Consider the following 7,043-nt stretch of genomic DNA (forward strand, 5'->3'; position numbering starts at 1 on the left):
GGGTATGGGTAGCGGCGCGCGTACGGACGCGATAGCCGGTACCACACTGGCCCCATGGGGTAGTACCATTCTGGTATGGCAATGAACCTGCGTCTTCGTGACGATCAGACTGAGGCGCTCAAGCAGCGCGCCGAGCAGGAGGGCACCAGCATGCACGCCATACTGCTGAAGGCTGTGGACGACTACCTGGCCAGGACCGCCCACGAGGCGATGGTCAGGCAGACGGCCAAGGAGCAGGCGGCCAAGTGGAGTGAGCTGATGGAGCGGCTCAAGTGACGTGTCTCTATCTGTCCGCGGAGGACGTCCTGGTTATCGCTGATCATGCTTGCGATGACATGCAGGTCGTGGTCCGGGACGCCGGACTGCTGGAGTCGGCGGTGCACCGCCCCTCGGCGGCCATGTTCGGCGAAGAGGCGTACCCGGATCTGCTCGACAAGGCTGCTGCGCTCTTGCAGTCCCTTGCCATCAACCACCCGCTGGTCGACGGCAACAAGCGCACCGCCTGGCTGTCTTGTGTCACGTTCCTGGCCATGAACGATGTGTCTCTGCGTCCGGACATCGACGCGGCGGAGCGGCTGGTCATCGCCGTGGCAACCGGGGAAATGGACGAGGTGAAGGCGATCTCGGAATCGCTCAGGGAGTTGCTCGCGCCCGAGGTGTGACAGGCGTCGCACCTGCCCGCGCGAGGCCTCGTGTGTACGAGGACCGGGCCATCCCGCCGGTAGGGTGGCCCGGTTGTCGTACGTAAGCCCACCGCCCACGTCCCGACCGGCGAACCGGAGACCGTGACTACTACCGCCTCCTCCCACCACCTCTCACCCGCCTTTCCCGGCCGCGCGCCCTGGGGCACCGCCAACAAGCTGCGTGCCTGGCAGGAGCGGGCCCTGGGCCGATACCTCCAGGAGCAGCCGCGTGACTTCCTCGCAGTCGCGACACCCGGCGCAGGCAAGACGACCTTCGCGCTGACGCTCGCCTCCTGGCTGCTGCACCACCATGTCGTCCAGCAGGTGACCGTCGTCGCGCCGACCGAGCACCTGAAGAAGCAGTGGGCGGAGGCGGCGGCGCGCATCGGGATCAAGCTCGATCCCGACTACAGCGCGGGACCGCTGAGCAGGGAGTACGACGGCGTCGCCGTCACCTACGCGGGCGTCGGCGTACGGCCCATGCTGCACCGCAACCGGTGCGAGCAGCGCAAGACCCTGGTCATCCTGGACGAGATCCACCACGCGGGCGACTCCAAGTCCTGGGGCGAGGCCTGTCTTGAGGCGTTCGAGCCCGCGGCCCGCCGGCTCGCGCTGACCGGTACGCCGTTCCGGTCCGACACCAATCCCATCCCTTTCGTGGCGTACGAGGAGGGCAACGACGGCATCCGCCGTTCGGCCGCCGACTACACGTACGGATACGGCAACGCCCTCGGCGACGGAGTCGTCCGTCCCGTGATCTTCCTCAGCTACAGCGGCAATATGCGCTGGCGCACCAAGGCCGGTGACGAGGTCGCGGCCAAGCTCGGCGAGCCCATGACCAAGGACGCCATTTCGCAGGCGTGGCGCACCGCGCTCGATCCGCGCGGCGACTGGATGCCGAATGTGCTGCGCGCCGCCGACCAGCGTCTCACCGAGGTGCGCAAGGGCATCCCGGACGCGGGCGGACTGGTCATCGCGACGGACCAGGACTCGGCGCGCGCTTACGCGAAGCTGATCCGTGAGATCACCGGTACGAAGGCCACGGTCGTCCTCTCCGACGACACCGGCGCGTCAAAGCGCATCGACGACTTCAGCGCGGGCGAGGACCGCTGGATGGTCGCGGTCCGCATGGTGTCGGAGGGCGTCGACGTACCGCGTCTCGCGGTGGGCGTGTACGCGACGACCATCTCGACGCCGCTGTTCTTCGCCCAGGCCGTCGGCCGTTTCGTACGGTCCAGACGCCGTGGCGAGACCGCGTCCGTCTTTCTGCCCACCATCCCCAATCTGCTCGGGTTCGCGAGCGAGATGGAGGTGGAGCGCGACCACGTACTCGACAAGCCGAAGAAGAACGGCGAGGAGGATCCCTACGCCGAGTCCGAGAAGGAGATGGCGGAGGCCGAGAAGCTACAGGACGAGGACACCGGCGAGCAGGACATGCTGCCCTTCGAGGCGCTGGAGTCCGACGCCGTCTTCGACCGGGTGCTGTACGACGGCGCCGAGTTCGGGATGCAGGCGCATCCGGGCAGCGAGGAGGAGCAGGACTATCTCGGCATCCCCGGACTGCTGGAGCCCGATCAGGTGCAACTGCTGCTCCAGAAGCGGCAGGCACGGCAGATCGCGCACAGCCGCAAGAAGCCGGACGCCGAGGCGGATCTGCTGGAACTGCCCGCCGAGCGACGGCCGGTGGTCTCCCACAAGGAACTGCTGGAGCTGCGCAAGAAGCTCAATACGATGGTCGGCGCGTATGTCCATCAGAGCGGTAAGCCGCACGGAGTGATCCATACGGAGCTGCGCCGGGTGTGCGGCGGGCCGCCGAGCGCCGAGGCGACGGCGGGACAGATCCGGGAGCGGATCGCGAAGGTACAGGAGTGGGCCACCCGGATGCGGTGAGCCGGACACGCTGAACTGGATGTGACGAGCTTGCCGTTGTGGTGTCCCTCGGAGCGGTGTCCGAGCCGTACGGGACGTTCGTCGGGCAGCGCTCGCTGACACCGTTGTCAGCCGGAACGGTCACCCGGCATAGCGGGAGCGATCACCGCAAGTCACCGCTCTGCCGACTTCACGTCCGAACAGGGAGCAACTGCCCTTCTCTGACCGGATTCTGGACGAGCCCTTCCGCTCAGCGGTGCCTCTCGCTACTGTCCCCGAAATGTAAACGCCCCGTGGCTGCTCAGCCGCAGAGCGCAGTCGGCACACCAAGAGCTGCCGGAGACTTCTCCGCGCGCCGCCGACGGGACCCCGAAGGGAGAGGGCGTCGTGACCGCGGAGACCTCCCAGACGCTCGACCGGGGACTGCGCGTCCTCAAGCTGCTCGCCGACACCGACCACGGTCTGACCGTCACCGAGTTGTCCAACAAACTCGGTGTCAACAGAACGGTCGTCTACCGGCTCCTCGCCACCCTCGAACAGCACGCGCTGGTCCGCCGTGACCTGGGCGGCCGGGCCAGAGTGGGCCTCGGTGTGCTGCGCCTGGGCCGTCAGGTGCATCCGCTGGTGCGGGAAGCGGCCCTGCCCGCTCTGCGCTCGCTCGCCGAGGACATCGGCGCCACCGCGCATCTCACGCTCGTGGACGGGGCCGAGGCGCTGGCCGTCGCGGTCGTGGAGCCGACCTGGACCGACTACCACGTCGCCTACCGGGCCGGATTCCGTCATCCGCTGGACCGTGGCGCCGCGGGCAAGGCGATCCTCGCCGCCCGCAGGACCGTTCTCACCGAACCGCGCTGCACGCTCACCCATGGCGAACTGGAGGCGGGCGCCAGCGGTGCCGCCGCCGCGCTGGTCGGCGTGACAGGGATAGAGGGCAGTGTCGGAGTCGTGATGCTCGCCGACTCCGTACCGGAACGGGTGGGCCCGCGCGTTGTCGACGCGGCCAAGGAGGTCGCGGACGCCCTGCGCTGAGGCGACGGTCCCGGGCCGAGGCGACCACGTACGCTCTGCCTGGCGCGGTCGCCCGGTGCGGTCGCCCGGTGCGGTCGCCCGGTGCGGTCGTCCGGCCCGGTGCGCGCGGGAGCCACGGACCGGGAGCCACGGGCCGTCCTGTCCTCCCGGCAGATACATTGACACCGTGCTTTCTCGTCTCTCTCGTCTCCCGCGTCCCGGCTTTCTCGCCCTCTGCGCCCTCCCGATCGCCGCGCTCTTCGCCGTCGTCGGTGTCGCGCCGCTGCCGTACGCCGTGGCACAGCCCGGGATGACCGCGGACGTCCTCGGCACCGACAAGGGCCGGCAGGTCATCACCATCGGCGGGACGCCCACCCGCACCACCGAGGGCCAGCTCCGGATGACCACGATCGAGGCGACGGGACCGTCCGCCGATGTCGATCTCGGTGATGTGGTCGACGGCTGGTTCCGCGCGGACCGGGCCGTACTGCCGCGCGAGGCGGTCTATCCGTCCGGTGAGTCCGACAAGGAGATCGAGAAGCACAACGTCCAGGACATGGTCCAGTCGCAGAACTCCGCGACCACCGCGGCGCTCGGCTATCTGGGCAAGGACCCGGCCTCGGCCGACGTCCGCCTCCATCTCGCCGATGTGGGCGGTCCCAGCGCCGGGCTGCTCTTCGCGCTCGGCATTGTCGACAAGCTGGACGGTGACGGCTCCGGCGGCGATCTCACCGGTGGCCGCACCATCGCCGGTACGGGCACGATCACCGACGACGGCGATGTCGGCCCGGTCGGTGGCGTGTCCCTCAAGACGCAGGCGGCCGGCCGCGACGGCGCGACCGTCTTTCTCGTACCGAAGGCCGAGTGCCGTGACGCGCGCGCCGAGCTGCCCGGCGGGATGCGGCTGATCCCGGTCACCACGCTCAAGGGCGCGGTGTCGGCCCTGCGCTCACTGGAACAGGGCGGCGACGTACCGGGCTGCTGACACAGCCCGGCGACTGCCTCCCGTCACCGGGATCCGTGCGACCGGGCGGCTGAATCCGCCGCCGCCTGCTCCACCAGAGGGATGATCCGCAGTGGTACGGGATTCTCCATGACGATCGCCGTGGCGGCCCGCACGATGCCCTCGAAACCGACCACCCGGTCGATCACCCGCTGGAGATCCGCGTTCGAGCGGGCCACCAGCCGGCAGAGCATGTCGCCCTGTCCGGTGGTGGTGTGCAGTTCGAGCACTTCTGGGACGGTCGCGAGATGGGCGCGTACGTCCGCGCCCTGGCCCTGCTTGATCTCCAGCGTGGCGAAGGCCGTGACCGGATAGCCGAGCGCGGCCGGATCGACGGTCGGGCCGAATCCTCTGATGACACCGTTCGACTGAAGCCGGTCGAGACGTGCCTGTACGGTCCCGCGCGCCACACCGAGCCGGCGCGAGGCCTCCAGCACTCCGATCCGCGGCTCGCGCGCCAGCAGCACGATGAGCCTGCCGTCGAGCCCGTCGATACCGGCTCCCGTCCCCGCGCCCGTACCTCCACCCGCACCGGTACCTCCGCCCGTACCCCCGCTTGGACCCATGCCCATGGTCCGCCCCCTTCTCGCCCTTACGTCTCGGACTCGTCCGTCGCCCGTCCTGCCCATAGTCATCCTGTGCAGATGGCCCTCCTATTCTCGCGATCAGCTGTGCATACTGCCCAGTGAATACGCGAACTGTTGCGCACCTTGTGGAACGGCGGGACGCTGAGGCCATGGCTGACACCTCGATGCACACCGACACCGCTCCCGACACCGCGCGTGAGGCCGATCCCTTCCCGGTCAAGGGCATGGACGCCGTCGTCTTCGCCGTCGGCAACGCCAAGCAGGCCGCGCACTACTACTCCACGGCCTTCGGCATGAGGCTCGTCGCCTACTCCGGACCGGAGAACGGCAGCCGGGAGACCGCGAGTTACGTCCTCACGAACGGCGCGGCCCGCTTTGTGTTCACCTCTGTCATCAAGCCGTCCACCGAGTGGGGCCGCTTCCTCGCCGGGCATGTCGCCGAGCACGGCGACGGTGTCGTGGACCTCGCCATCGAGGTGCCGGACGCGCGCGCCGCGTACGCCTATGCCACCGAGCACGGCGCCCGCGGGATCCAGGAGCCGTACGAGATCAAGGACGAGTACGGCACGGTCGTCCTCGCCGCCATCGCCACCTACGGCGAGACCCGCCACACCCTGGTGGACCGCTCCGGCTACAACGGTCCCTATCTGCCGGGCTTCGGTGCCGCGGACCCGATCGTCGAGCCCGCCGCCAAGCGCACCTTCCAGGCCGTCGACCACTGCGTGGGCAATGTCGAACTCGGCCGGATGAACGAGTGGGTCGGCTTCTACAACAAGGTCATGGGCTTCACGAACATGAAGGAGTTCGTGGGCGACGACATCGCCACCGAGTACTCCGCGCTGATGTCGAAGGTCGTCGCCGACGGCACACTCAAGGTGAAGTTCCCGATCAATGAGCCCGCGATCGCCAGGAAGAAGTCGCAGATCGACGAGTATCTGGAGTTCTACGGCGGAGCCGGCGTCCAGCACATCGCGCTCGCCACGAACGACATCGTCGCCTCCGTACGGGCCATGCGGGCGGCGGGCGTGCAGTTCCTCGACACGCCCGACTCGTACTACGACACGCTCGGCGAGTGGGCGGGCGAGACCCGGGTGCCGGTCGAGACGCTGCGCGAGCTGAAGATCCTGGTCGACCGGGACGAGGACGGCTATCTGCTCCAGATCTTCACCAAGCCGGTCCAGGACCGGCCGACCGTCTTCTTCGAGATGATCGAGCGACACGGCTCGATGGGCTTCGGCAAGGGCAACTTCAAGGCGCTCTTCGAGGCGATCGAGCGCGAGCAGGAGAAGCGCGGCAACCTCTGATCCAGGGCTGCGGCCAGGACACGCCAGGACACGCCAGGACACGCCAGGGCACGCCAGGGCACGCCGTTGCGGCCGGGACGCGCCCGACCGACGTGCTCAGCCGACGCGACGCGGCCCCACGGGAGCCCGAACCCGGACTCCTCCGTGGGGCCGCGGCCCGCCCGCTTCGATCGCTCCGCCCGCTCAGACGGTGCCCGCGGCGGCCGGTGCCTGTGCCGGTGCCGGGAACGGCGACGGCGAGGACACCGGCGGCTCCTGCAAGTCCGGCGTCCGCATGCCCGGAGCCTGTGTGTTCTGCCCTTGTGTGTCCCACGCCTGTGTGTTCGGCCCCTGCATGTTCGGAACCTGTGTGTCTTGGCCCTGCGCGTCCGGCGCCCGCATGTTCTGTCCCTGCATGTCCTGTCTCTGCGCGCCCTGCTCCGGCACGTCCTGCTGTCCCCGCATGTTCTTCGGCACGCTCCTCGGCCCGCCGCCCGGCACGTTCCCCAGCATGTCCAGCGCCTCCCGGGCCTTCGGTACGAGCAGCGGTGAGAAGTACGGATTGATCCGCAGCGCCTCCCCGATATGGCGGCGGGGCGGGGCGTGCATT

General features: G+C 69.0%; 7 protein-coding genes and 1 pseudogene. 6 read left to right on the forward strand and 2 right to left on the reverse strand.

The window, feature by feature from the left end:
• Positions 1 to 75: 75 nt before the first annotated feature.
• The 5 genes from GA0115259_RS29930 to GA0115259_RS29950 all read left to right on the forward strand — a co-directional run bounded on the left by GA0115259_RS29930 (position 76) and on the right by GA0115259_RS29950 (position 4,545).
• Entirely contained in the window at positions 76 to 276 is a 201-nt protein-coding gene (locus GA0115259_RS29930) for a ribbon-helix-helix protein, CopG family (protein WP_093602818.1), read from the forward strand.
• Positions 273 to 662 carry a type II toxin-antitoxin system death-on-curing family toxin gene (locus tag GA0115259_RS29935; RefSeq protein WP_093602820.1) on the forward strand — a complete coding sequence of 130 codons (390 nt, stop codon included), beginning with the start codon at positions 273 to 275 and terminating at the stop codon, positions 660 to 662. Before GA0115259_RS29930 ends, GA0115259_RS29935 begins: the two co-directional genes overlap by 4 nt.
• Before the next feature lie 123 nt (positions 663 to 785).
• Positions 786 to 2,573, forward strand: coding sequence for a DEAD/DEAH box helicase (locus tag GA0115259_RS29940; RefSeq protein ID WP_093602822.1), 1,788 nt, complete (start codon positions 786 to 788; stop codon positions 2,571 to 2,573).
• 366 nt (positions 2,574 to 2,939) lie between these two features.
• Positions 2,940 to 3,581, forward strand: a complete 642-nt coding sequence (locus GA0115259_RS29945) for an IclR family transcriptional regulator (RefSeq protein ID WP_066953917.1) — start codon at positions 2,940 to 2,942, stop codon at positions 3,579 to 3,581.
• Between the two features lie 166 nt (positions 3,582 to 3,747).
• Entirely contained in the window at positions 3,748 to 4,545 is a 798-nt protein-coding gene (locus GA0115259_RS29950; protein WP_093602824.1) for a S16 family serine protease, read from the forward strand.
• Between the two features lie 23 nt (positions 4,546 to 4,568).
• Here GA0115259_RS29950 and GA0115259_RS29955 read toward each other — a convergent pair whose 3' ends face one another.
• Positions 4,569 to 5,129 (reverse strand): Lrp/AsnC family transcriptional regulator, encoded by a 561-nt coding sequence (locus GA0115259_RS29955; protein WP_202450469.1) that lies wholly within the window; start codon positions 5,127 to 5,129, stop codon positions 4,569 to 4,571.
• 170 nt (positions 5,130 to 5,299) lie between these two features.
• Here GA0115259_RS29955 and hppD point away from each other — a divergent pair, with 170 nt between their 5' ends.
• Positions 5,300 to 6,454 carry a 4-hydroxyphenylpyruvate dioxygenase gene (hppD, locus tag GA0115259_RS29960; protein WP_093602826.1) on the forward strand — a complete coding sequence of 385 codons (1,155 nt, stop codon included), beginning with the start codon at positions 5,300 to 5,302 and terminating at the stop codon, positions 6,452 to 6,454.
• 183 nt (positions 6,455 to 6,637) lie between these two features.
• On the opposite strand, the pseudogene GA0115259_RS29965 reads toward hppD, so the two are convergent.
• Positions 6,638 to 7,043, reverse strand: a pseudogene (locus tag GA0115259_RS29965) (hypothetical protein); the annotation flags it as partial.

The organism is Streptomyces sp. MnatMP-M17, from assembly GCF_900091995.1.
Classification (GTDB): Bacteria; Actinomycetota; Actinomycetes; order Streptomycetales; family Streptomycetaceae; genus Streptomyces.

What these genes read in the sequence shown, in the direction of transcription:
- GA0115259_RS29930 (WP_093602818.1), top strand. Translation starts at nt 76, where the DNA reads ATGGCAATGAACCTGCGTCTTCGTGACGATCAGACTGAGGCGCTCAAG.
- GA0115259_RS29955 (WP_202450469.1), bottom strand. Translation starts at nt 5,129, where the DNA reads ATGGGTCCAAGCGGGGGTACGGGCGGAGGTACCGGTGCGGGTGGAGGT.
- hppD (WP_093602826.1), top strand. Translation starts at nt 5,300, where the DNA reads ATGGCTGACACCTCGATGCACACCGACACCGCTCCCGACACCGCGCGT.